Origin of the sequence: Sphingomonas sp. (assembly GCF_035998645.1) — a bacterium.
Lineage (GTDB): Bacteria > Pseudomonadota > Alphaproteobacteria > Sphingomonadales > Sphingomonadaceae > Sphingomonas.
On the sequence record NZ_DASYHL010000005.1, the window covers coordinates 213939 to 237022 of the forward strand.

Genomic DNA, 23084 nt, shown 5'->3' on the forward strand with positions numbered 1-23084 from the left:
GAGGGCGGAGGCAGGGCCGATGAGACGCAGCTTCGTCCTTTCTGCGGGCGTATCGATCGCCGCGATGATCCCCGGCCATGCTCAGGCAGGGCAGGAAGATCCGCGCAAGCCGTGCGCGCAGGAAGCGCGGCTGCCCACCCCCCATGACAAGACCGGCAAGCGGTTCGATGACCTTGTGCCCGACCGCGCGATCGAGCTGTGCCGCCGCGCGCTGGACGCTCATCCGGACGATGCGGCGACGATGGCCAATCTCGGTCGTGCGCTGAGCAAGGCGGGTGACGGCAAGGCGGCGCTGAGCCTAATCGAGCGTGCCGCTGCGGCGGGCAATCTGCAGGCGGTGAACACGCTCGCGTCGATGTATGAAACCGGCAATGGTGTCCCCAAGGACCCGGCGCGCGCCTTCGCGCTGGCGAAATCGGGGGAGAAGGGGCGCAACGCCTGGCTGCTCGGGCGTTTGGCCGATTATTATCTGAATGGCACCGGCACGCCGGTCAATGTCGATGCCGCGCTGGCAACCTATACCCGCGCGGCGGACGTTGGCCATGATGGTGCGGCGAACGCGATGGCGGACCACTACCGCTTCGGGTCCAAGGGGGTGCCGAAGGACTATGCGCTGGCCCGCAAATGGTATGGCCGCGCGATGGCGCTGGGCCATGCTGATGCCGTCGCGGCGCTCGCCTATATGACCGACAACGGGCTTGGCGGGGCCGCAGACCCGGCCGAGGCGCGCAACCTGTACAAGGTTGCGTCGGATCGCGGATCGGGATGGGGCGCGGAGAATCTCGGCTGGATGTTCCAGATCGGCCGGGGTGGACCGAAGGATCCTGCCGAGGCGGCGCGCTACATGCGGCTGGCGGTAGATCGTGGTCAGGCCAGTGCGATGCGGCGGCTGGGCCATTTTTACCGCGACGGGATTGGCCTTGAACGCGACATCCAGATGGCGATCGCCTGGTACCGCAAGGCGGCCGATGAGGACGATGACGACGCGATGATCGAACTGGGCGACCTCGCCGCCAACGGCAAGGGGATGCCGCGCGACGAGGCGGCGAGCCGTGACTGGTACCGCAAGGCAGCCGAGGCCGGGAATGCGCGCGGCATGCGCAAGCTCGCCTATGACCTCGCCTCGAGCGAGTTCACCGGAGTGCCGAGCGACAATCCCGCAGCGCTCAAATGGTACCACAAGCTCGGCGAAACGGATGATCCGAAGGACGCCGCCTTCGCCGCGGACGCGCTTGCCGAGGGCAAGGCGGTGCCGCTGGATCTCAAGGCTGCGCGGAAATATTATGAAAAGGCGCTCGCAGGCGGTGTCGAGGACAGCGCGCGGCCGCTGGTGGAAACGGTCCTGCGCGACAATCCGGGCGACGCCGAGCACGCCTATGCCCTGCGCATCCTGACCGAGCACGCTGGCAAGGGCGAGGGCTGGGCGCTCGCGGCGCTGGCGCATCCCGGACCAATGATCGAAGCGGCGGGACTGAGGATCGACAGCGCGACGTGGCGGGCAAAGATCGCGTCGCTGACCGACCCCAAGGTGCTGACCGACGTCGCCAAGGCGCTGCAGGCGGGCAAGCTGGCGAAGCAGCAATTCGGACTGGCGGTGCAATATGCCAAGGCGGCGAGCGACCCGTCGGTGGCGAAGGAATATCAGCTCAAGCTGATGCTCGACCTCAGGCTACAGGAAGCGGCGCTGCGCGAATTGGCGCGCTATGCCGAGGGGGATGAATTCAAGGCACTGCCGGAGGAGCGCAGGACCGCGTTGCTGGCGCAGTTCGACACGCCCTATGCGTTCAACTTCAACGGCGATGAGTCTTACATCCCGCTGTTCGAAGCGCTGGCGAAGCTGGGGATGCGTGAGGCGGCGGCCAAATATGCCTGGCGGCTGCTCGATGACGGTGCGGGCGACCCGACCGCAGCGTTGAAATGGTTCAAGATCGCCGCCGAACGCGGGTCGGCCGATGCGCAGCGCGCGATCGGGTATCTCCACCTCAAGGGCTTCGGGGTCGAGAAGAGCGCGGTCAAGGCGGTGCGCGCTTGGGAAGAAGCCTATCGCCGGGGCGAGACGAGCGCGGCGATGAGCCTTGCGCTCTATTACAAGGGCGATCTGGAGTTCAGCGACGCCGAGCGCGCGGGCGCGCCGCAGGTCGACCGCGCACAAGCGTTCGAATGGATGCAGCGCGCGGCGTCGTTCAGCTATGCCAACGCGGTTCTGCTTGCCCGCATGTACCTCGCTGGTGACGGGACCAAGGCCAATCCGAAGGAGGCGATCCGCCTGCTGCGCTGGGCGGTGCATTGCGGTGACTATAGCGCCCGGGTCGCGCTGGGTGAGGCGTACCTTCACGGTTCCGGTGTGGCGAAGGACCCGGAAATGGCGCTGCGCTGGTTCAAACACGCGGCCGGCACGGGATGGAGCGGCGGCGCGCTGGCGATGGTCCGCGCATCTGCCTTGGGCTGGGGCATGAAGGCCGATGCGAAGCAGGCCCGCTACTGGCTGGCCGAAGCGGTGCGGCGCCGCAGCGACGACGCGAAGAAATGGCAGGCGGCGTGCGGGGTGCAGGCGACGATCAAATGCCTGCTCAAGATCGAAGGCTTCACCCCGATCCCGATTGGTCCGGAAACCGAAGGTCTGGCGGTCGAGCCCGCGTTCGAGACGCGTGAGGCGGTGCTGCGCAAGGAGCTCGACACCGCGGTCGAGAATGGGTCGGAATTCGCGGTGTTCGAAGGGTTCCGCAGCCTTGAGGAACATTACCTCCTCTACGGCAAGATGGACCAGTATCTCGCGACCAAGGTCCGGTCGCTGGCGATCAAGGAAGCGGCGCTGACCAACCGTTTCGGGAGCCGCGACAATTACTTCGCGTTGATCGAAAGCTCCTGCCACTGGTCGAGCGCTGCGAAAGAGGCCGGTGGCGGCGGGCGGCGCGAGGCGGCGTTGTTCTTTGCCAAGGTCGCGGTCAACAAGTTGCAGGACGCGCGCAAGCGGATCTCCGACCTCGATCCGTCGATCCGCGAATGCTTCATCCGCGTGCATCAGGACCGCTACCGCTACCTCGCCGGCATCTTCATGGAGATGGGGCGGTTCGGCGAGGCCGAGCATGTGCTCGCGATGCTCAAGGATTTCGAAAGCTACAACTACACCCGCGACAAACGGCGTGAGGGCGAGGCGTTCGACCAGATGCCGCTCGATGCGAAGCAGACGCAGAGCATCGCCGCGTTCGATGCCGCAACCGCAGCGCTGGCACAGGCGGGGGCGGCGCGCGACCGGCTGGTCACGTTGCAGCGGCAGGGTGCGCTGACCGCCGAGCAACAGCAGGAACTGGCGGCCGCGACGACTGCGCTGGGGGCGGCGCAGACCGCGTTTCGCGGCGAACTGGGCGATCTGGCCAATGTCGTCGCCGGGCTCGATGCCGCGATGACCCCGGATCAGGAGGCGAAGGCGGATCGCGTTGCCGCGATCCAGCCGCGGCTCATTTCCACCGTGCGGCGGTTGGGCAAGGATGTCGCGGCGCTGCACGCGGTGGTGTTGCCTGACCGAATCCACTGGCTGATCACCACCGCCAACTACCAGAAATCGGTCGTCGTGCCGATCGAGATCACCGCGATGCGCAAGGATATCGGCCTGTACCGCCAGGCGATCAGCGACAAGGCGGTGTTCATTACCGACCCAGCCTCGAAGCTGTACCAGTCGGTGTTCGAGCCGGTGGACCGGGCGCTGCGTGCGGCGGGAATCCGGCAGGTGATGCAGTCGCTCGACGATGCGCTGCGCTATCTGCCGATGGCGGCGCTCCATGATGGCAAGCAGTGGCTTGCCGAGCGCTATGCCTTCAGCGCGTTTCGATCGATCGACGAGGTCCAGACGGGGCCATCGGACGCGACCGAATGGCGCGTGGCCGCGCTCGGGGCGAGCCAGGGCGGTGCGGGGCTGAGCCCATTGCCCGCGGTTCCGGCTGAACTGTCGGGGATTGTCCGTGCCGAAGGTGCAGCTACCGGGGTGTTCCCCGGCGTGGTCAGCCTCGACGGCGCGTTCGACCGGGCAGCGCTCGGGGCGGCGATGGCCGGGGGCTATCGCGTGATCCATATCGCCTCGCACTTCGCGCTCGACCCGACCAGCGCCGACAAATCGTTCCTGCTGCTCGGCACGGGCAAGGAACTGCCGCTGACTGAGTTCATCAAGGATGGCAGCTTCACGGCGATCGACGTCGATCTGCTCGCGCTCTCGGCTTGCCAGACCGGCGTGCCGGGGGGCAACCAGAACGGGTCGGAAGTCGATGCGAGCCTCGCCGAACTGGCGCAAAAGGCGGGGGCGTCCGCCGTGCTGGCCTCATTGTGGTCGGTGGCAGATGAATCCACTGCCGTGCTGATGCAGCGTTTCTACGCGATCCATTCCAAGGGCGGGACGAGCAAGGCCGAGGCGCTGCGCCAGGCACAGATCGCGTTGATGACCGCGCAGGGCGCCACCGGAGCCGATCGCGGCAAGGGCCGCGCGGCGCCGGGCGGGCCGACCGGCCCGGCGGTCACCGGCTATGCACATCCGTTCTACTGGGCGCCCTTCGTGCTGCTGGGGAATTGGCAATAGGCCGGTCTCACGCCGCCTTGCGCCGCTCCGCCATTTCCTCGTTGAGCATTTCGGCGAGCAGGAAAGCGAGTTCGATGCTCTGACCCGCGTTCAGGCGTGGGTCGCAATGGGTGTGGTAGCGGTCGGCGAGGTCGTGTTCGCTGACGTCGATCATGCCGCCGGTGCATTCGGTGACATTCTGTCCGGTCATTTCGGCATGGATGCCGCCTGCATAGGTGCCCTCGGCGCGGTGGACGGCGAAGAAGCCGCGTACTTCGGCAAGGATGCGATCGAACGGGCGGGTCTTGTAGCCGTTCGCGGCCTTGATGACGTTGCCGTGCATCGGGTCGCAGCTCCACACCACCGGATGCCCCTCGCGCTTCACCGCGCGGACCAGCTTGGGCAGTCCATCCTCGATCTTATCATGGCCATAGCGGGTGATCAGTGTCATCCGGCCTGGGGTGCGCGTCGGGTTGAGCGTGTCGAGCATGCGCAGCAGCGCGTCGGGCTCAAGGCTCGGCCCGCACTTCATTCCGATCGGGTTGCCGATCCCGCGCAGGAATTCGACATGCGCCGACCCGTCAAAGCGGGTGCGGTCGCCGATCCACAGGAAGTGCGCGCTGGTATCGTACCAGTCGCCGGTCAGGCTGTCCTGCCGGGTCAGCGCCTGCTCATAAGGGAGCAGCAGCGCTTCGTGGCTGGTGTAGAAATCGGTCCGCTTGAGCTGCGGGACGGTCTCGGGGTTGATCCCGCACGCTTCCATGAAGTCGAGCGACTCGCCGATGCGGTCGGCGACGTTGGCGAACTTGTCGGCCCATGGGCTGCGGCCCATGAAGTCGAGCGTCCATTTGTGGACCTGATGCAGATTGGCGTAACCGCCGCTGGCGAAGGCACGCAGCAGGTTCAGCGTCGCCGCCGACTGGGTGTAGCCGCGGATCATCCGCTGCGGATCGGGGATGCGCGCTTCGGGGGTGAAGGCGATGTCGTTGACGTTGTCGCCGCGATAGCTGGGCAGCTCAACGCCGTCGATCGTCTCGGTATCCGCGGAGCGCGGCTTCGCGAACTGTCCGGCCATACGGCCCAGCTTCACCGTCGGCAGCTTCGAGGCGAAGGTCAGCACCACGGCCATCTGAAGGATCACGCGGAACGTGTCGCGGATGTTGTTCGGGTGGAATTCAGCGAAGCTCTCGGCGCAGTCGCCGCCCTGCAACAGGAACGCCTCGCCGCGCGATACGCGGGCCAGTTCCTGCGTCAGCGCGCGCGCCTCGCCTGCGAACACCAGCGGGGGGAAATTGGACAGCGTATCGGTCGCAGCCGTGACTGCGGCGCTGTCGGGGTAAATCGGCAGCTGCCGTGCTTCGGCGCGGGTCCAGCTATCGGGGGTCCAGTCCATCGCCTGCTCCAAATTGCGGACATGGACGTACCAGTCCTGATGATGCGCGATACCATTCGCCGCGATCTGATTGAGAACTGCCGGGGACGCGCGCTTTCCGTCCTCTTCCCAGCCCTGCACGGTCGATCCGGGCGTGTCGAACCACGCGCCGAATGCGGCGCGGGACATGGAGCGTTCCTCACGGAAGCGGCGAATTTTGGATCCAGCTAACGTCGTCATGGCGCGGCCTTACCCGCGCTGGGTAAATGAATGCAAGCGCGAATTTCACCCGGCCGGGGTAAATGATGTTGCCGCTGTGCACTGCGGTTCAGCGAAGCTTAATCGGGCGGCATGCGATAGACGGGATGTAGCCGTGGAGACCTGTATGATCCGTCCCTTCCTGATCGCGTTGCTGGCCGCTTCCCCCGTGCTGGCGCAGGAAGGGGAGAGCGCAGACAGCAGCGCACCGCCACAGCGGGTTCGCAGCGTGCTGCTCTATGGCGAGGAAGCATGCCCGAAGCCCGACGGGCCGGACGAGGTCGTGATCTGCGCCAGGCCCGGTGACTCGCCGTTCCGCATTCCCAAGGCGCTGCGAAAGACCGAGCCGGGGCCGGAGGGGACGAGTTGGGTGCGTCGCGCCGAACTGGTCGATGAGGTCAACCGCGCGACGCTGCCCGGCAGTTGCAGCCCGATCGGCAGCTATGGCCAGAGCGGCTGCACGATCCGGATGCTGCAGCAGTGGAAGGCCGAGATGAAGGCGAAGAAGGACGAGGAAGCGGCGATGCCGCGCGGCTCCGAACTCGACGATTAGTTACTGGCCGAAGCCGGGCTCGGCTGCTCGGCTCACCGCTTCGCGTGCGGCGGCGAACAGTGCGCCGGCCTTTGCCTCGCATTCACGCTGTTCATAGACCGGGTCGCTGTCGGCGACGATGCCCGCGCCGGCGGTGACGTGCATCGTCCCGTCCTTCACGATCGCCGTGCGCAGGACGATGCAGCTGTCCATCGATCCGTCGGGTGAGAAATAGCCGACGCCGCCGGCATAGGGGCCGCGCTGGTCGCGTTCGAGTTCGGCGATAATCTCGCAGGCGCGGACCTTTGGCGCGCCGCTGACGGTTCCGGCGGGGAAGCCCGCGAATAGCGCGTCGAGCGCGTCGGCATCGGGGCGCAGCTTGCCCACCACGTTCGACACGATGTGCATGACATGGCTGTAGAATTCGACGGTATAGCTGTCGGTGACGTTTACCGATCCGGCCTCTGCGACCCGACCGACATCGTTGCGGCCGAGGTCGAGCAGCATCAGATGCTCGGCGCGTTCCTTGGCGTCGGCGAGCAGGCTGTCGCGGTTGGCCACGTCTTCGGCGGCATCCTTGCCGCGGGGGCGGGTGCCGGCGATCGGGCGGATCGTCACTTCGTCGTCGCGGACGCGGACGAGGATTTCCGGGCTCGATCCGGTCAGCGCAAAGCCGGGCAGGTCGAGGAAATAGAGGAAGGGCGACGGGTTCACCCGGCGCAGCGCGCGGTACAGCTCGATCGGGGGCAGGGCGAAGGGCGCAGTGAAGCGCTGGGCGAGGACCACCTGGAAGATGTCGCCGGCGGTGATGTAGTCCTTGGCGCGGGTGACCATCGCCGCATAGTCAGCCGCGGGCACCACCGGCTGCGGCACCACATCGGTCAGGTCGGCCGTGGCGCGCGGCGGGAGCGGGGCGGCGGACAGGCGCGCGGCGGTTGCCTCGATCCGCTCGGCGGCGGCTTCGATCTGCTGCTCCGGATCGCGCGCCGTATCGGGCCAGACCGGCGCGACGACGAACAGCGAATCCGCCAGCCGGTCGAAGATCAGGATCACCGTCGGGCGAACGAAGATCATGTCGGGAAGGCCTAGCGCGTCGTTCGCGGCGCGGGGCAGGGTTTCGACCAGCCCAATCGTCTCATAGCCGAAATAGCCGACCAGACAGGCCAGCGCCCTCGGCAGTTCGGCCGGGACATCGATGCGGCACGATTGGACCAGCGCCCGGAACGCATCCAGCGTCGGCGCATCCGCCGGGGCGAAGGCGTCGCGGTCGGTGAGCCAGTGCGCGTTTACCTCGGCCGCTTCGCCATCGGCGCGGAAGACGAGGTCGGGGGCGAGGCCGATCATGCTGTGGCGACCGCGAACCGCGCCGCCTTCAACCGATTCCAGCAGGAAATCGCCGCGGCCCGGCTCGATGAGCTTGAGCGCGGCGGCGACCGGGGTGTCGGTATCCGCCAGCTGTCGCCGCCAGATCAGCGCAGGCCGGCCAGCGGCAAGCGCCGCGCGGGCGGCATCGACCCCTTCAATCCCCCCGCGCATCGCTATCAATTGCCGCCCGTCGCCTGGCCGCTCAGCTGTGCCTTGAGCGCGGCGATGGCGGCTTCGTTGCGCTTGACCTTCACTGCCTTGCGGGCGGCGGCGGCGAACTGTTCGACATGTTCATTGCCGATCAGCTGAGCCAGCTGGCCGCGGGTCTGGCCGATCAGGTCGGCGTTGCCCTTGGCATTGCCTTCCTCGATGTCGTCGAGCTGGACGATCCAGTAACCGCCCTGCTCGGGCGCGGGGATGGTCTTGGCCTTCTTTTCGGCCATGCTGAACATCAGGCGGACCGGCGGGGGCAGCTGGTCGCCCATCTGGGCAAGCTGGCCGCGCGAGGCGTCGAGCGGCTGGATCGCGGGCAGGTTGAGGCCGCTTTCCTTCATCGCCTGAGCGATCGGCATGCCCTTGTTCAGCTTGGCGAGGATCGCGTTGGCGGCCTTGCGTGCGCCGTCGAGCTGACGGCTGCGGACCAGATCCTCGGCGACGCCGGGGCGGATTTCGGCGAGCGGGCGCGGCGCGGCGGCGATGATCCGGTCGGTCTTGACCAAAGCAAAGGCGCCTTCGCCACCCAGCGGGATCAGCTGGGGATCGTCGGTTGCCTCCATCGAGAAGCCAGCCTGAGCGATCTGCGCCAGCGTGGGGTCGGGCGCGGTGTCACCGGCGAGCGCGGCGCGACCATCGGGGAACAGCGGAGCGCTGGTTTCCGCCTTGAGCTTCGAGCCGGCAACCAGTTCGTCAAAGGTCGAATTCCCGGCAATCTCGCCGTCGATCTTGGCGCGCAGATCGGCGAGCGCGGTGGCGAGCTTGCTCTTGGCGATCGTGTCGGCGAGTTCGGCGCGGACCTGATCCAGCGACTTGCCGGCGACCTGTTCGATGCTCTCGACTTTGACGATGTGCCAGCCGAGCGGCGAGCGGAGCGGGCCGACGACTGCGCCCTGCGCACCGGCAAAGGCGGCGTCGGCGATCGCGGTGCTGCTGGCGCGGGCAAAGGCCGCCTTCTCGGCATTCTGCAGCGTCGATGCCTGAAGGCCAGCGGCCTTGGCGGCGTCGGCCATCGACGTGCCGGCATTCACCTTTGCCGCGATGCCCTTGGCGGCAGCTTCGTTCGCGACGATGATCTGCGCCAGATTGCGGCGGGTGGTCGCGGCATATTGCGCGGCGTTCTTCTTGTACTCGGCCGCGATTTCCGCGTCGGTCGCCTTGGCGCCAGCCTCGAACTGAGCCGGGGTGACGACGGCGTAGCGGACCACGCGGCGCTCGGGCAGCGTGTAGCGGCCCGAATTCTTGGTGTAATAAGCCTGGATCTCGGCATCGGTCGGCTGAGCGCCGGGGGCAATCGCGCCGATCGGGATATAGCCGACCGAACCCTTGCGCCGCTCCAGCATCAGCGAGGCATAGGGGGTCGCCAGCTCGGCCGGGACCGGGCCGGGGTTGGCGATCGGGGCCATCAGCCACTGGACCAGCGTTTCGCGGCGGATGTCGCTGCGCACCTGTTCGGCGGTCAGGCGCTGTTCGGCCAGAAGCTGGTCGAAGCGCTGCTGGCTGAACTTCCCGTCGAAGCCCTGAAAGGCGGGGATCGATGCGATCTGGCCATCGATCGCGGCGGGCGAGACGGCCATGCCCTGCTGGGCGGCATATTCCTCGAGCGCCATGCCGTCGATGACCTGGTTCAGCACCTGATCGAACCCGCCGGTGCGGACGAACTGGGCCATATCCAGCATCGGCTGTTGCTGGCGCACCCGCTCCAGCGCGTTGCGGAGGCGGTCCTGAAGCTCCTGCTCGGTCAGCTTTTTGTCGCCGACCTGAACCAACGCGCTGCTGGACGATACGCCGCCGCCGACACCGGTGATGTCGCCCATGCCGAATGCGACGGCGATGATGACGAGGATGATCAGGGCGATGATCTTGCCGGGGGTCGAGAAGATGGCGCGCCGGAGGTTGGTGAGCATGGATACCCGCTGAAGAGGGATGGATTGAGGTCGCTTTAGGGGCGGTGGGGACGGGCATCAAGCGACAACGGTAGTGGGGGTGGGCAAGGTGCTTGTGCGGCTGGTCGGTGCGGCCTATCGCGATTGTCCAATAGTGGACAGGACGGGGAAGCGGGATGCGGCGCAAGCTGGTGGCGGGCAATTGGAAGATGAACGGCGTCACCGATTCGCTCGGCGAAGTCGTGGCGATTGCCGAAGCGGCGGCCGCCAATCCCGGCGTCGATGTCGCTTTGTGCCCCCCGGCGACGCTGATCGCTCCGGCGGTTGCGGTCGCGGGCGGGATGCCGATCGGCGGGCAGGATTGCCATGAGAATGACAGCGGCGCGCATACCGGATGTATCTCTGCTCCCATGCTGAAGGATGCCGGCGCCACGCTGACCATCGTCGGGCATAGCGAGCGGCGGGCGGACCAGAACGAGACCAGCCACGACGCCTGGGCCAAGGCAGCGGCGGCGCATCGCCATGGCCTGAACGTCATCCTGTGCGTCGGTGAGACCGAGGCGGAGCGCAATGCCGGTCGCGCCGAGCGTGTGGTGCAGGCGCAGATCGAGAAATCGGTACCCGAGGATGCCGATGGCAGCTGGTTCACGCTGGCATATGAACCGCGCTGGGCGATCGGCACCGGGCGCACCCCGACGCTGGAGGAAATCGAGCTGATCCACGCCATCGCCCGCGCCAAGTTGGGCATGATGGTCGGCGCGGAGAAGGCCGAGGCGATCCGGATCCTGTATGGCGGATCGGTTACGGGCGCGAATTCGGCGAGCATCCTGGCGGTCGATAATGTCGACGGCGCGCTGGTCGGTGGTGCCAGCCTGACCGCCGAGAAGTTCGTGCCGATCATCGCGGCGGCGGCTTCGCTGTAGCCCGGATGGATGACCCGCGCCCCGATGTGCCGGAGACGCGGGCGCGGCGGATTGGGCGGTGGGCGCTGGCGCTGTTTTATGCGGCGGCTGGCGTGGCGCATTTCCTGTTCACCGACGCGATGATGCGGATCGTGCCGGCATGGGTGCCATGGGATGCGCGTGAGGTGGTGCTGACCACCGGCGCGGCCGAACTGATCTGTGTCGCCGCGCTGATGACCCGCAAGTGGCGGCTGGCGGCGGGCTGGGCGCTCGCGCTGTACGCGCTGTGCGTGTGGCCGGCCAACGTGAAGCACGCGATGATCGACCTGGCGTGGCTGGGCGGGAGTGGGACGGGGCTGTCCGCCTGGTACCATGTGCCGCGGTTGCTGGCGCAGCCGTTGCTGATCGCGTGGGCGCTGTGGGCGGTTGGCGCGGTGCGGGTGGAGCGGGGCGCGGGGGCGGCGGGAAACTGACGAAGTTCCGCGCAACGCGCTTCATTCTGTCAGCTTCGGACGACGCTGCGGCGGTTCGGGAGGCTCGGCCAGTGCCGCCATCGCCATGCGGAAATCGGGGCGGGTGATCGTACCGATCTGACGCCCGCGATAATAGCGCGGACGGGTGACGCCGTTGAGCGCGCGGTCCATCGCCATACTGAACATGCGGTCATAACCCATCATCAGCGCCGCATCCCATGCTCGGGCGAAGTCGGCCGCCTCAGGCCGCTCGCGCAATTTATAGGCGGTCTGGCGGCTCATCCCGACCGCTTTGCAGGCGCGGGTGACGGTGCCCATGACCGCGAGCGCGTGGATGAAGTCTGTTTGGCGGCGCGCGGTCCAGCCATCGGCGCGGCCACAGGTGGGGGCGGGCGTGAAGGCGAGGATGGCTTCGTCCTCGTTAGACGCGGCGGGCGGGGTGAGTGAGTCGTTCATCCACCAGTTTATGTGCTGGGATGGGGCTTGTAGGAAAGGGGTTTGTTTTTGGTTTGTTCTTTTCGGTTTCAAAAGGCTGCTGACCGCTGGCGACTGCCCAGTCTGAAACCATAGCGGCAGCGGGAGTCGAGTTCGTTTGAACCAGCCGCCTTCCGACATACCATCCCCCATCGCGCCAGACGCTACCCCGATGAAATCCCTCCGCCGCCTTTGACGCGGCGATCTTACCCTCTCTCCGCTTGCGGGGAGAGGGTGGCGCGCGGAGCGGCGCCGGGAGAGGGGGCTGGTTTGGTTCTGGGCGTTGTCGGGTTTGGATAGGTTCCTTGCCTCCGGGTGGGGTCTCTTGTGCTTTGGCGTTTTCCTGGTTGGACAGGCCCCTCTCCCCGGCCCTCTCCCCGCAAGCGGAGAGAGGGAGAAGAAGGGGGGCTATTTCCGCTTTTCGCTGATCGCGTTGGCGATTGTCGTCAGGACGGCGTCGAGGTTGGTCATCACGTCGCTGTTGGTGAAGCGCAGGACGTGGGAGCCTTCGCTTTCGAGGTAGCTTGTGCGGGTGGCGTCGTAGGCGTGTTGGGTCGCGTGGGTGTCGCCGTCGACTTCGATGGCGAGCATTGCGGTGCGGCTGGTGAAGTCGACGATGTAGGGTCCCTGGACAGTCTGGAAGCGGAATTTGGTGGCTTCGAAGCGTTTGGCGCGGAGATGATACCAGAGATGCGCTTCGGGCGGGGTCGGGTTCTGGCGCATGTGGCGGGCGCGGGCGAGGAGGGTGGGGTCTCTCATTTTTTGGCGTTCCCCTGTTTGGATAAGCCCCTCTCCCCGCAAGCGGAGAGAGGGGGAAGAAGATCGTTGTGGTTGGCGCGCTTGAACCGCGTCCCCTTCGAGCATATCCTCCCGGAATAGCGCCAGAGGTCATCCGATGGAATCCACCCGCCGCCTTGATATCGATCTACCCGAAGATCTGGCCGACGCCGTTGAGGCGCGGGTCAGTGCGGGGGAGTATGCGAGTGTGAGTGAAGTCGTGGAAGAGAGCCTTCGCGCACTGGCGACGCGCGACCACGATCCCGCGCGGGTGGCGTGGGAGCGGGAGGAACTGGCCGCCGCCTATGACGCGTGGAAGGCCGATCCCGGTGCTGTGATGACGGTCGATGAGGTGCGACGGAAGCTGGCGGACGCGCGGCGCCCGCGCGGATGAAGCGATACCGCGTCGTGTTCGCGCCGCGCGTTTGGCGGCAACTGGATGCGCTGCGGGTCTATGTGACGCAGGAGGCTTCGGCGGAGGTCGCCGATCTCCTTACAAACGATCTGATCGATCGATGCCTGACGCTGGCGGAGTTCGCGCATCGCGGGACGCCGCGCGACGATCTTCGGCCCGGATTGCGGACCATCCCGTTTCGGCGGCGCGCGACGATTGGTTATGTGGTGTCTGGTGACGATGTGGTGATCCTGACCATTGCCTATGCCGGGCAGGATTTGGCGGGGATGTTGCAGGGTGATTAGCGCGCTTCGCGTTGCCATGACTCCTCCACCCCAACCCCTCCCCTGAAGAGGAGGGGCATTTTTTTTTCAGGCATCGATGGTCACAAAACTATCCATCACCCGTTTCCGCCCGCTCGTCTCAAACTCGATCTCCAGCTTGTTGCCTTCGATCTCCACGATCTCGCCATAGCCGAACTTCTGGTGGAAGACGCGCATGCCGAGCGAGAGGTCGTCGCGGCCCTTGTTGCCGAGGCTCACCGCGCTGCCGCGGTTTTCGACCACGCGCTTGGGGGCGGTGGTGAAGGACGAAGAAGGGGCGGCGGCGCGTTGCCAGCCGGGGCCGCGGCCGGTGCCTCTCCCTACATGGGCGAAGGGGTCGGCGTGCTCGCTCCAGTTGGCGCGCCATAGCGACGCGCCGCCGGTCATGGTGCTCTCCTCCTCGATATGCGCCTTGGGCAGTTCGCCGACGAAGCGGCTGGGGATGCTGCTGGTCCATTGGCCGTAGATGCGGCGGTTGGAGGCGTGGAAGATGGTGGCGAGGCGGCGGGCGCGGGTGATCGCGACATAGGCGAGGCGGCGTTCCTCCTCGAGGCTGGCGAGGCCGCCTTCGTCGAGCGAGCGCTGGCTGGGGAAGACGCCTTCTTCCCATCCGACGAGGAAGACGGTGTCATATTCCAGGCCCTTGGCGGCGTGGATGGTCATGATCGTGACCTTGGGCTCGTCGGCGCTGGCGTCATTGTCCATGACGAGCGAGACGTGTTCGAGGAACGCGCCTAGCGTTTCATATTCCTCCATCGCGCGGACGAGTTCGGAGAGGTTTTCGAGGCGGCCGGCGGCTTCGGCGGTGCGGTCCGCCTGCCACATCGCGGTGTAGCCGCTTTCGTCGAGGATGATCTGGGCGAGTTCGGTGTGGGGAAGGTGGCCGATGCGGGTTTCGGGCATTGCCTCGCCATCGGGGACGGGGGCGCGGAGCATCAGGCTCCAGCGGGCGACGTCGCCGACGAAGCTGCCGAGCGCGCGGCGGGCCTGCGGGGTGAGTTCATCGGTGTCGAGGATGCGTGCGGCGGCAACGAGCAGCGGGATGCCCTCGGCACGGGCGAGCATGTGGATCTTGGCGATCGCCTTGTCGCCGAGACCCCGCTTGGGCACGTTGACGATGCGTTCGAAGGCGAGGTCGTCGGAGGGCTGCTGGACGAGGCGGAGATAGGCGAGCGCGTCGCGGATTTCGGCGCGTTCATAGAAGCGGAAGCCGCCGACGATGCGATAGGGCAGGCCGGTGGCGATGAAGCGGTCTTCGAACTCGCGCGTCTGGTGCTGGGCGCGGACGAGGATGGCGAAATCGTCGAGGCTCTTGCCCGTGCGGATGCGGGCGGATTCGATCTCCTCACTGACGCGGCGGGCTTCTTCGGGGCCGTCCCATACGCCGATGACGCGGACCTTTTCGCCCTCGTCGATTTCGGTCCAGAGTTCCTTGCCGAGGCGGCCGGAGTTGTTGGCGATCACCGCGCCGGCGGCGGCGAGGATGTGGGGGGTGGAGCGGTAATTCTGTTCGAGGCGGATGACTTTCGCGCCGGGGAAGTCCTTTTCGAACTTCAGGATGTTTTCGACCTGCGCGCCGCGCCAGCTGTAGATCGACTGATCGTCGTCGCCGACGCAGCAGATGTTCTTGCGCTCCTGCGCCAGCAGGCGGAGCCAGAGATACTGGACGCTGTTGGTGTCCTGATACTCGTCCACCATGATGTAGCGGAAGCGCTGTTGGTACTGCGCGAGCACGTCGCGGTGGGTGCGCAATATGGTGAGCATGTGCAGCAGCAGGTCGCCAAAGTCGCACGCGTTGAGCGCGCGCAGGCGGTCCTGGTACTGCTGGTAGAGCGCCTGGCCCCTGCCGTTGGCGAAATGCTCGGACTCACCCGCGTCGAGCATCGCGGGGGTCAGGCCCTTGTTCTTCCACCCGTCGATCAGGCCGCCGAGCTGGCGCGCGGGCCAGCGCTTTTCGTCGAGGTCGTTGGCGACGATCAACTGCTTGATCAGGCGGAGCTGGTCGTCGGTGTCGAGGATGGTGAAGTTGCTTTGCAGCCCAACCAGTTCGGCGTGGCGGCGCAGCATCTTCGCGCCGATCGCGTGGAACGTGCCGAGCCACGGCATCCCCTCAACCGCGTCGCCGACATGGTTGCGGACGCGTTCACGCATCTCGCGCGCCGCCTTGTTGGTGAAGGTGACGCTCAGGATCTCCGACGGATAGGCGCGGCGGGTCCAGAGCAGGTGCGCGAGGCGCGCGGTGAGCGCGGCGGTCTTGCCCGTTCCGGCGCCGGCGAGGACGAGCACGGGGCCGTCGACGGTGAGCACGGCTTCACGCTGTGGCGCATTGAGGCCGCGCAGATAGGGGGGATCGTCGGCGGAAGGCTGAGGTACGGACATTGTGAACAGGTAGGGAACGCGGCGAGTCGGGGCAAGCGCGATTGCCGTCTTGCTATCGTCATCAAGCTGCGAGACACTTTATCGTGTGTCCTCAAGGAGATCGGCAATGAACATCGGACGACGGCCATTGTTAATCGGGGCGGCTGCGGCGGCGCTGAGCGGCGCGACGCGTGTAGCGGCGGCGACGTCGTACAGCGTGCCGATTCGGCTGACCGAAGACCGGGTGCTGGTCGAGGCGTTGTTCGGCGGGGACCGCGCGTTCCTGCTGGCGCTCGATACCGGGGGGCAGATGGGGCTGATCAACACCGGGATCGCCGAAACGATGGGCCTGAAGAAGATCGGCAGCAAGCGGCTGAGGCTGGCCTGGGGGCATACCGACTATCCGGTGTTTCAGGCGAAGGACGTGATGCTGGGCGGGCGGGTGCGGCTCGAGACGCTCGAACTGGCCGGGATTGACCGCGATCTGGGCGATGGCGCGATCGGGTCGCTTCCGGCCTGGGTGCTGACGCTGGCCGATGGTGAGCTTGATTTCGATGCGGGGCTGTGGCGCGCCTATGAGGGCGGTTTGCCGACGCTTGCGGGCGCGACGCGGTTTGAGAAGGCGATCGTTCAGAAGGGCGCGACGGCGGACAAGCGCTTCCTGTTCGCCGATGCGGCGCTCAACGGGCGCAGCTTTCGCTTCGGGCTTGATACCGGCATGCCAACCGTCATGCGGATCTATCGCAAGACCGCCGAGGCGGCGGGGCTGTGGGATTCGCCGCGCTGGACCCCGGCGGCGCCACGCGGCGAGACGCGCGTGATCCGGCCCGATCGGCTCGAACTGGCCGGTGCGACGATCGCGCGGCCGGTGATCCAGATGCGCGACAAACCCGATTGGGACGAGTTCGACACCGGGATTATCGGCCTGCCGATCCTGCGCCAGTTCAACATCGCGACGAGCAACCGCGATGGCGCGGTGCTGCTGACCCGCAATCGCCAGGCTGCGCAGCCGGCGCGTTATAACCGCGCCGGGATGTGGCTCGATCGCGCGGGGCGGGGGACGGTGGTTGGCGTGGTTGGTGCGGGGAGCCCTGCGGAAAAGGCGGGGATCAAGGCGGGCGACCAGCTGTCGGGGATGCCGTTCGAGCGGCTGATCCGCGAGACATCGGGGCCGGTGGGGACCGTGCTGCCGCTGACGGTCGAGCGCGACGGGGCGAGCCGTTCGGTCGCGCTGACGCTGGAGGATTTCCTCTAACCCGGCCGGAGCGCGAACGGACGCGTTGCGCAGCGCCATCGCTTGAGGCAGGGATGCGCGATGTTCGAGAAATATCGCAAACGGTTCGACCGCCGCAGGCTGGTGCTGATCGCGGCGCTGGCGCTGGTGGGGCTGTATGTCGGGTGGCGTATGGGCGGGTTCGAGACGCAGCCCGAGCAGAAGCCATGCGTCGAGGGGCGCAAAGAGATCAAGGACAAGGACGGCAAGGTGGTGCAGGTGACGCGCACGACCTGTTATGAGGACGTGAAGAAGTAGGTGGCGCCGGGGGGCGCTTGCACTGGGAGGGCATCGATGGACGCTGACCGGACGCGGCGACGGCGCGCGCTGTGGGCGAGTTTCGTGGGGACGGGGATCGAGTTCTACGATTTCTATATCTACGCGACCGCTGCGGCATTGGTGTTCGGGCAGATCTTCTTTCCCAAGAGCGATGCCGGGGTTCAGCAGATGCTGAGCTTTGCCACGCTGGGCGTTGCGTTCTTTGCGCGACCGCTGGGTGCGGCGGTGTTCGGCCATTACGGCGACCGGATCGGGCGCAAGGCGACGTTGGTCGCGTCGCTGCTGACCATGGGGCTGTCGACGACGTTGGTCGCGTTCCTTCCGACTTATGAGATGGCGGGGATCGTCGCACCGTTGGCGCTGTGCGTGCTGCGTTTCGGGCAGGGCTTTGGTCTGGGCGGCGAATGGGGCGGGGCGGCATTGCTGGCGGTCGAAAATGCGCCGCCGGGATGGCGCGCGCGGTTCGGCAGCGCGCCGCAAATGGGAGCGCCGGCAGGTTTCATCGCCGCGAATGGCCTGTTCCTGATGCTGCTCAGCTGGATGAGCCCGGCTGAGTTCGCCGACTGGGGCTGGCGCATTCCGTTCGCGCTGTCGGCGGCATTGGTGCTGGTCGGGCTGTGGGTGCGGTTGAAGCTGGGCGAGACGCCAGAGTTCAGAGCTTCGCTCGCCGAAGCACCGCCGGCCAAGGTTCCGCTGGGCGAAGTCGTCGGGCGGCACGGCGCCGTACTGATCGGCGGGACGCTGGGCGCGGTGTGCTGTTTCGCGACCTATTATATCGCGACCGCGTTCCTGCTCGGCTGGGGGACCAAGACGTTGGGCTATCCGATGCAGGATTTCCTGGGCGTGCAGTTGGTCGCGATCCTGTTCATGGCGGCGGGCATCTACCTTGCCGCATGGGCGGCCGACGCGCGCTGGGATCCGCGGCGGGTGCTGGCTGGGGGATGCGTGATGGTCGCGCTGACGGGCTTCGTGATCGCGCCGCTGATGGCCGCCGGGCTGGGCGGGGTGTTCGCGTTCCTCGCGCTGCTGCTGTTCGCGATGGGGTTTGTCTATGGACCGCTGAGCGCGTGGCTGACCGATCTGTTTCCGGCGCGGGTACGCTATACCGGTGTGTCGATGGCGTTCAACGTCGCGGGGGTGATCGGCGGCGGGCTGACCCCGGTGATCGCGCAGAAGCTGGCGATGGACGCGGGGCTGGCGCCGGTCGGCTGGTATCTGAGCGGTGCGGCGGTGCTGAGCTTGATCGCCCTGCTCGCGCTGAAGGGGCGCGACGCCGCGTAATCGCACTGATCCACGTTAGTCGGTGGACCCTTGCCCGATGCTGCCCGTTGAGCGGGGAAGACATCACAAGGGGCTTCCCACATGGCAGACGAAACACAGTTCGACACCGACTTCGGCAACGGTGGCGAAACGCATCAGCGCATTCCGGCCAAGGGCGACCATGAAGGCGCCGATCACCTGACCACCAATCAGGGCATTCGCGTGTCGGACAATCAGAACCAGCTGAAAGCGGGCGCGCGCGGGCCGGTGCTGCTCGAAGATTTCGTGCTGCGCGAGAAGATTTTTCACTTCGACCATGAGCGGATTCCCGAGCGGATCGTGCATGCGCGCGGGTCGGCGGCGCATGGCTATTTCGAAAGCTATGAGGATTTGTCCGACCTGACCAAAGCCGGACTGTTCAGTGCGAAGGGCAAGAAGACGCCGGTGTTCACGCGCTTTTCGACCGTGGCGGGCGGCGCAGGGTCGGTCGATACGCCGCGCGACGTGCGTGGGTTCGCGGTCAAATTCTATACCGAAGAGGGCAATTGGGACCTGGTCGGCAACAACATCCCGGTGTTCTTCATCCAGGATGCGATCAAATTCCCCGACCTCGTCCACTCGGTGAAGATGGAGGCGGATCGCGGATATCCGCAGGCGGCGTCCGCGCATGATACGTTTTGGGACTTCATCAGCCTGATGCCCGAATCGATGCACATGATCATGTGGGCGATGAGCGACCGCACGATCCCGCGCTCGCTGCGCACGATGCAGGGGTTTGGCGTCCACACCTTCCGCATGGTCAATGCACAGGGCAAGTCGACCTTCGTCAAATTCCACTGGAAGCCCAAACAGGGCGTGCAATCGACCTGTTGGGACGAAGCGGTCAAGATCGCCGGTGCCGATCCCGATTTCCATCGCCGCGACCTGTTCGAGGCGATCGACATGGGCAATTTTCCCGAATGGGAATTGGGCATCCAGGCGTTCGACGAAGAGTTCGCCGACAGCCTGCCCTATGATGTGCTCGACCCGACCAAGATCATTCCCGAGGAAGTGCTGGCGGTGCGCCCGATCGGGCGGATGGTGCTGGATCGCTATCCCGACAATTTCTTCGCCGAGACCGAGCAGGTTGCGTTCTGCCCGGGGAACATCGTCCCGGGGTTGGACTTCACCAACGATCCGCTGCTGCAGGGGCGGTTATTCTCGTATCTCGATACGCAGAAGAGCCGACTGGGGACGGCCAATTTCCATCAGCTGCCGATCAATGCGCCGAAATGTCCGGTGATGAACTTCCAGCGTGACGGGCAGATGCAAATGAACGTGCCCAAGGGGCGCGCGAATTACGAGCCGAACAGCCTGGACATGGCGGGCGAAGTGGCCGGGCCGCGCGAATGCCCGGTGACGGGGTTCGAGACTCATCCCGGGCGCGATACCGAGCAGGAGCAGGGCGACAAGCTGCGGCTGCGGCCCGAGAGCTTTGCCGATCACTACAGCCAGGCGCGGATGTTCTATCGCTCGCTGGCCGAGGCGGAGCAGGCGCATGTCGCCTTCGCGCTGGTGTTCGAGCTGTCCAAGGTCGGGCTGGAGCATATCCGGGTGCGGACGGTGGCCAATCTGGTGAATGTCGATCCTGAGTTGGCGCAGCGCGTAGCGGATGGGATCGGGATGCCGGTGCCTGCTGCGTCGAAGGCGGCGGCGGAGGTGCAGGATTTCGACCTGTCGCCGGCGTTGCGGATCATCGACGGGCCGCTGGAGCCGCAGGATATTGTCGGCCGGTCGATCGCGATTTTGGTCGCGGACGGCTCCGACGCCGCTGCGGTCGCCAGGATGACCAAGGCGATCGAGGGTGCGGGTGCGCGCGCGGTGATCGTCGCGCCCAAGGTCGGTGGCGCCAAAATGTCGGACGGGTCGCTGCTGAAAGCGGACGCGCAGTTGGCGGGCTATCCGTCGGTGATGGCGGACGCGGTGGTGATCGCGTTGTCGCAGGAAGGCACCGCGATGCTGCTCAAGGAAGGCGCAGCGGTGCAGTTCGTGATGGATGCGTTCGCGCATTTGAAGGCGATCGCGGCGAGTGACGAAGCTCAGCCCTTGCTCGACAAGGCGGGTGTGGAGCCCGACGACGGTGTGATGGGTCTGGAGGACGGCTTCATCGCGGCCGCGGCGAAGCGGTATTGGGACCGGGAGCCGGGCGTGCGGATGCTTCCGTGATGATCAGGCGGCGGCTTCCCGATGGGGAGCCGCCGTCGCACGCCGGTGCTTTTCGATAATCGCGTCGATCCTCGCCATCACCTCTGCATGCGGGATGCGTGGCTTAGTCGACGCAAGTCCAGCCTCCACCTGTGCGCGAAACCAGGTGTCATAGGCTTGCGCCTCTTCCTCGGTTTCGAATTCCGAGTAGATCGGGTCGAGCTTTCCCATCTGCGCAGTATGCGCCGCTAGGTCGCCTGGCGCAAGATCGTCAGCATCGCCTTGCCGTGAACCCGCTCCGTATCGGTTACAAAGCCGTCGACCTCGACCTTTTCGCCCTTGGCGGTTTCGATGCTGATCCAGGTTGCGGGGCTGGTCCAGCCGAGGCGGGCGAGCTTGTCGAGTGCGACCGCGCCTGCGCCGGTGCCATAGGGCGGGTCCATCATGATCAGGTCGAGCGGTTTGGCCGCTGGGCCGAGCGACAGGACCGATCCGGCGCGGATGTCGGGGCGGATGCCGAGCTTGTCGGCGTTCGCCCGCAATGCGTCGAGCGCAGCGCGGTCCTGTTCGACGAACAGGCACGAGGCCGCGCCGCGCGACAGCGCCTCAAGCCCGAGCGCGCCGGAGCCGGCGAACAGGTCGGCGACGGCCAGCCCCTCGAAACTGCCGACGCGGCTGGTGAGCATCGAGAACAGTGCCTCGCGCGTGCGGTCGGCGGTGGGGCGGGTGGCTTCGCCCTTGGGCGCGACGAGCGGACGGCCGCGAAAGGTGCCGGCGATGATCCTCATTTGCGGGGGCCTCGTTTGGCTGGGCCGCCCTTGCCAGCGGGCGGACGGGGGCCCGCAGCGGTGCCGGGGCGGCGATCATTGGGGCGGAAGGCGCGCTTCGGACGGTCGAGCAGCGGGCCGGCATCGTCGTCATGCTGGGTATGTCGCGCGGATACCGGCTTGGTGAATGGCTTGCCCTTCTGTTGAGGGGGGCGGCGGGGCGAATCCTGACGCGGGGGGCGGGGGGATTTCGCGGCCGCGTCAGGCGTGGCGCCCCGCTTCGCGCGGTGCCGGTCCCCTTGCCCTTCTCCGAACGCGGTCGGGTTGGCTTGCCTTTCCGCCGCGGCCTGATGGCGGCGGCGTTGGGCGACGCCGAATTTCTCGGGGCCTTTCTTTTCGGCCTTGGGCCGTTGCGGACGCGCGGGTTTGTAGGCTTCGGGCTCGCTGGTTTGCGCGCCAACCTTGCGGCGTTCGGCGCGGTTGGCGGGGAGCGTGGCGGCGGGTTCTGTCGGTGCCGCTTCTGGATCGGCATCGACTGCCTTGGACTTGCCCGATAATTGCAGGTTCGACGCGGCCTTGCCGCCGCCGGGGCCGGTCAGCGCCTTGCGGAACACGATCAGGTCGTGCTGGCGGATCTCGTCCACCGCCGCGACGGGCATATCGCCGAGTTCGAACGGGCCATAGCGGGTGCGGATCAGGCGGCTGACCTTGAGGCCGAGATGTTCGAGGACGCGGCGGACCTCGCGGTTCTTGCCCTCGGTCAGCGTCAGTTCGATCCACACATTCGCGCCGGTGCGGCGTTCGAGATTGGCGTTGATCGAGCCGTAGCGGACGCCCTCAATTTCGACCCCGAGCATCAGCTCTTCCAGTTGCTCTTGGCTGACCTGACCGTAAGCGCGGGCGCGGTAGCTGCGTTCAACCCCGGTGGCGGGGAGTTCGAGCTGGCGTTTCAATTCGCCGTCGGTGGTCATCAGTAACAGCCCCTCGGTCGCGAGATCGAGGCGGCCGACGGGCATCAGGCGCGGAAGGCCATTGGGCAGGCGGCTGTAGATGGTCGGGCGACCGGCAGGATCGCGTTCGGTGGTCAGCAAACCGGCGGGCTTGTGGAAGCGGAACAGCCGGGCAGGCGTTGCCGCCGCGACCGTCTCGCCATCGACGGTGACGCCGTGGAGCGAGGTCAGGACCGTTGCGGGGGTGGTCAGGACCTGACCGTCGATCGCCACGCGACCCTCGGCGATCATGCGTTCGATTTCTCGCCGCGACGCGATTCCGGCACGGGCAAGCAGCTTGGCGATACGCTCGCCGGATCTGGCAGGTTGCCGTTCAGGTTCATTGGGGGATGAAGGGGACATTGGCGCGCGATACAGCGGGTTTGGCTTTCGCGCAAAAATCTTGTGCGCGGGCGAACCCGGAGGGCGCCTAACGCGTTGTTGGACCGTAACGTTCGG

The 23084-nt window shown here is 66.5% G+C and carries 19 protein-coding genes; 10 read left to right on the plus strand and 9 right to left on the minus strand.

Going from position 1 to position 23084, the window contains the following annotated elements; genetic code table 11:
* Positions 1-19 precede the first annotated feature (19 nt).
* Positions 20-4567 (plus strand): CHAT domain-containing protein, encoded by a 4548-nt coding sequence (locus VGN66_RS14670; protein WP_327519562.1) that lies wholly within the window; start codon positions 20-22, stop codon positions 4565-4567.
* Positions 4568-4574: 7 nt separating this feature from the next.
* Here VGN66_RS14670 and VGN66_RS14675 read toward each other — a convergent pair whose 3' ends face one another.
* Complete coding sequence (locus VGN66_RS14675) at positions 4575-5939, minus strand: class II 3-deoxy-7-phosphoheptulonate synthase (RefSeq protein ID WP_327520276.1); 1365 nt, start codon at positions 5937-5939, stop codon at positions 4575-4577.
* A 364-nt stretch (positions 5940-6303) separates the two neighbouring features.
* Here VGN66_RS14675 and VGN66_RS14680 point away from each other — a divergent pair, with 364 nt between their 5' ends.
* Positions 6304-6729 (plus strand): hypothetical protein, encoded by a 426-nt coding sequence (locus tag VGN66_RS14680; protein WP_327519563.1) that lies wholly within the window; start codon positions 6304-6306, stop codon positions 6727-6729.
* Here the strand turns inward: VGN66_RS14680 and VGN66_RS14685 are convergent, their stop codons facing one another.
* On the minus strand, positions 6730-8244 hold the full coding sequence (locus tag VGN66_RS14685) for an anthranilate synthase component I family protein (protein ID WP_327519564.1): 1515 nt from the start codon (positions 8242-8244) through the stop codon (positions 6730-6732). It abuts the gene before it with no gap.
* 5 nt (positions 8245-8249) lie between these two features.
* Positions 8250-10193, minus strand: coding sequence for a SurA N-terminal domain-containing protein (locus VGN66_RS14690; protein WP_327519565.1), 1944 nt, complete (start codon positions 10191-10193; stop codon positions 8250-8252).
* Positions 10194-10348: 155 nt separating this feature from the next.
* On the opposite strand from VGN66_RS14690, the gene tpiA reads away from it, so the two are divergent.
* Both tpiA and VGN66_RS14700 read left to right on the plus strand, forming a co-directional pair.
* Positions 10349-11095, plus strand: coding sequence for a triose-phosphate isomerase (gene tpiA / locus VGN66_RS14695; protein WP_327519566.1), 747 nt, complete (start codon positions 10349-10351; stop codon positions 11093-11095).
* A gap of 5 nt (positions 11096-11100) precedes the next feature.
* Positions 11101-11547: a hypothetical protein gene (locus tag VGN66_RS14700; protein ID WP_327519567.1), complete on the plus strand. Its 447-nt coding sequence runs from the start codon at positions 11101-11103 to the stop codon at positions 11545-11547.
* Positions 11548-11568: 21 nt separating this feature from the next.
* Here the strand turns inward: VGN66_RS14700 and VGN66_RS14705 are convergent, their stop codons facing one another.
* Together VGN66_RS14705 and VGN66_RS14710 are read right to left on the minus strand one after the other, a co-directional pair.
* Positions 11569-12003, minus strand: a complete 435-nt coding sequence (locus VGN66_RS14705) for a hypothetical protein (protein ID WP_327519568.1) — start codon at positions 12001-12003, stop codon at positions 11569-11571.
* Positions 12004-12429: 426 nt separating this feature from the next.
* A complete protein-coding gene (locus VGN66_RS14710) occupies positions 12430-12780 on the minus strand; it encodes an endonuclease domain-containing protein (RefSeq protein ID WP_414713219.1) in 351 nt (116 codons plus the stop codon).
* Positions 12781-12916: 136 nt separating this feature from the next.
* Here VGN66_RS14710 and VGN66_RS14715 point away from each other — a divergent pair, with 136 nt between their 5' ends.
* Both VGN66_RS14715 and VGN66_RS14720 read left to right on the plus strand, forming a co-directional pair.
* Positions 12917-13192 carry a ribbon-helix-helix domain-containing protein gene (locus VGN66_RS14715; protein ID WP_327519570.1) on the plus strand — a complete coding sequence of 92 codons (276 nt, stop codon included), beginning with the start codon at positions 12917-12919 and terminating at the stop codon, positions 13190-13192.
* A complete protein-coding gene (locus VGN66_RS14720) occupies positions 13189-13497 on the plus strand; it encodes a type II toxin-antitoxin system RelE/ParE family toxin (protein ID WP_327519571.1) in 309 nt (102 codons plus the stop codon). The genes VGN66_RS14715 and VGN66_RS14720 overlap by 4 nt, the downstream gene beginning before the upstream one ends.
* A 66-nt stretch (positions 13498-13563) precedes the next feature.
* Here VGN66_RS14720 and VGN66_RS14725 read toward each other — a convergent pair whose 3' ends face one another.
* A complete protein-coding gene (locus VGN66_RS14725) occupies positions 13564-15894 on the minus strand; it encodes an ATP-dependent helicase (RefSeq protein ID WP_327519572.1) in 2331 nt (776 codons plus the stop codon).
* Positions 15895-16000: 106 nt separating this feature from the next.
* Between VGN66_RS14725 and VGN66_RS14730 the strand changes: the two genes are divergently transcribed.
* From VGN66_RS14730 to VGN66_RS14745, 4 genes are all read left to right on the plus strand, one after another.
* Entirely contained in the window at positions 16001-17128 is a 1128-nt protein-coding gene (locus VGN66_RS14730; protein WP_327519573.1) for an aspartyl protease family protein, read from the plus strand.
* Positions 17129-17188: 60 nt separating this feature from the next.
* Positions 17189-17404, plus strand: a complete 216-nt coding sequence (locus tag VGN66_RS14735) for a hypothetical protein (protein WP_327519574.1) — start codon at positions 17189-17191, stop codon at positions 17402-17404.
* A gap of 36 nt (positions 17405-17440) precedes the next feature.
* Positions 17441-18706 (plus strand): MFS transporter, encoded by a 1266-nt coding sequence (locus tag VGN66_RS14740; protein ID WP_327519575.1) that lies wholly within the window; start codon positions 17441-17443, stop codon positions 18704-18706.
* A gap of 81 nt (positions 18707-18787) precedes the next feature.
* Positions 18788-20890: a catalase gene (locus VGN66_RS14745; protein WP_327519576.1), complete on the plus strand. Its 2103-nt coding sequence runs from the start codon at positions 18788-18790 to the stop codon at positions 20888-20890.
* Between the two features lie 3 nt (positions 20891-20893).
* Here VGN66_RS14745 and VGN66_RS14750 read toward each other — a convergent pair whose 3' ends face one another.
* The 3 genes from VGN66_RS14750 to VGN66_RS14760 are packed head-to-tail and all read right to left on the minus strand — an operon-like array spanning position 20894 to position 22988.
* Entirely contained in the window at positions 20894-21100 is a 207-nt protein-coding gene (locus VGN66_RS14750; protein WP_327519577.1) for a stability determinant, read from the minus strand.
* 17 nt (positions 21101-21117) lie between these two features.
* The gene (rsmD, locus tag VGN66_RS14755; protein WP_327519578.1) at positions 21118-21657 is read right to left on the minus strand and encodes a 16S rRNA (guanine(966)-N(2))-methyltransferase RsmD; all 540 of its coding nucleotides are present in this window, start codon (positions 21655-21657) and stop codon (positions 21118-21120) included.
* Positions 21654-22988 carry a pseudouridine synthase gene (locus VGN66_RS14760; protein ID WP_327519579.1) on the minus strand — a complete coding sequence of 445 codons (1335 nt, stop codon included), beginning with the start codon at positions 22986-22988 and terminating at the stop codon, positions 21654-21656. The genes rsmD and VGN66_RS14760 overlap by 4 nt, the downstream gene beginning before the upstream one ends.
* Between the last annotated feature and the right edge of the window lie 96 nt (positions 22989-23084).